The organism is Methylobacterium sp. J-048 (assembly GCF_022829515.1).
Taxonomy (GTDB): Bacteria; Pseudomonadota; Alphaproteobacteria; order Rhizobiales; family Beijerinckiaceae; genus Methylobacterium.
The window spans coordinates 1-1374 of sequence record NZ_JAKSYL010000202.1 but is presented as its reverse complement, the minus strand read 5'-3'; the positions used below and the strand labels follow the sequence as shown (position 1 = coordinate 1374).

The following is a 1374-nucleotide window of genomic DNA, read 5'->3' as shown; positions in this document are numbered from 1 at the left end:
GCTCATCTCCCCGCGCAGCACGTTCCACAGCTGCGGCAGCTCGTCGAGCGAGGTCTTGCGCAGCACCTGGCCTATGGCGGTGATTCGCGGGTCGTCGCTGAGCTTGTGCGTGGCCGCCTACTCGGCTCGGGCCTGGGGGCTGGCGGCGAGGTGGGTGGCAAGCACGGCCTCGCCGTCGATGGCCATCGAGCGGAACTCAAGGCCGCCGTGCTGCCGGGACGCTCGGCTCAGCCGGGCCGTGGGCGGCTTGGGCTGCCTGAAGTTCCGCTCGATGGTCACCGACGGCGAGGCGGTGCTGGCCGCGCATCTGGCCGCCAGCCCGCGGGCCCGGGCCGAGTGGGCCGCCACGCACAAGCTCAGCGACGACCCGCGGATCACCGCCATCGGCCAGGTGCTGCGCAAGACCTCGCTGGACGAGCTGCCGCAGCTGTGGAACGTGCTGCGCGGCGAGATGAGCCTGGTCGGGCCGCGCCCGATCGTCCAGGCCGAGGTCGCCCGCTACGGCCGGGCGTTTTCGACCTGCTTTGCGGTGCCGCCGGGGGTGACCGGGCTGTGGCAGGTCTCGGGCCGGTCCGACACCAGCTACGCCGAGCGCGTCGCCCTGGACCTGGACTACGCCAGCCGCTGGAGCCTGCGCCGGGACCTCGCGATCATGCTGCGCACCGTCCCGGCGGTGCTCGCCCAGCGCGGCAGCAAGTAGCCCGACGGGCCCGGGATCGGCGCGGCCGGAGCCCAGCGCGCGGACGAGCACCGGGGCCGCCGGGCCGGTGCGAGACGGGATCGCCGACGGGATCGCCATGAAGGGTCTTCTGCTGAACGCGCTGCTCGGGGTCGGCCTGGGGCGGTTCGGGTCGGTCTGGGGGCTGCCGGTGTTCCTGCCGGTCGTGGCGACGGAACTCGCCTACGGGTTCCACATCCACCATCTCAGCCTCGGCGGCGGCCTGCGGCGCGGGGCGGCGCTGCTGGTCTGCGGCCAGCTCGGCTTCCTGCTCGGCGCGCTGCTGCGGCCCCTGCCGGGCGAACAGTGAAGCGCAGACGGTCCGCAGGACGCGGGCGATCGGTGCGTCCCGGGCGATCCGGTTGGTGAACGAATTGCTCATCCGTGGGGCCGCGCCCGGGTTTGCGGCGCAAGGGGTTCAGTCTTGGACGAGAACGATCCGCACTGGGACGCCGACCCGCTCTGGTACGACCGGGCGGAGCCGGAGCCGCCGCCGGGCTTCTGGCTGAACGGGCTGGCGTATCTGGTCCTGCTGCTGCTGGCCGGGATGGCCTGCGGGCTGCGGCTGTACCGGCTCCCGGATCGGCTGTGGTGCCGCGCCGGGGCCTGGCTCTCCCGACACACCGCCAGACCGCGACGGTCCTGACACAAGGTGC

General features: G+C 73.4%; 4 protein-coding genes. 3 read left to right on the top strand and 1 reads right to left on the bottom strand.

Going from position 1 to position 1374, the window contains the following annotated elements:
- Positions 1-66: sugar transferase (locus tag MKL09_RS32380; protein WP_409566955.1), on the bottom strand; the 66-nt coding region annotated here is incomplete at its 3' end.
- A gap of 7 nt (positions 67-73) precedes the next feature.
- On the opposite strand from MKL09_RS32380, the gene MKL09_RS20440 reads away from it, so the two are divergent.
- The 3 genes from MKL09_RS20440 to MKL09_RS20430 all read left to right on the top strand — a co-directional run bounded on the left by MKL09_RS20440 (position 74) and on the right by MKL09_RS20430 (position 1364).
- On the top strand, positions 74-700 hold the full coding sequence (locus MKL09_RS20440; RefSeq protein ID WP_409566954.1) for a sugar transferase: 627 nt from the start codon (positions 74-76) through the stop codon (positions 698-700).
- 97 nt (positions 701-797) lie between these two features.
- Positions 798-1028, top strand: a complete 231-nt coding sequence (locus MKL09_RS20435; RefSeq protein ID WP_244023178.1) for a hypothetical protein — start codon at positions 798-800, stop codon at positions 1026-1028.
- 114 nt (positions 1029-1142) lie between these two features.
- On the top strand, positions 1143-1364 hold the full coding sequence (locus tag MKL09_RS20430) for a hypothetical protein (RefSeq protein ID WP_244023176.1): 222 nt from the start codon (positions 1143-1145) through the stop codon (positions 1362-1364).
- Positions 1365-1374: the final 10 nt, after the last annotated feature.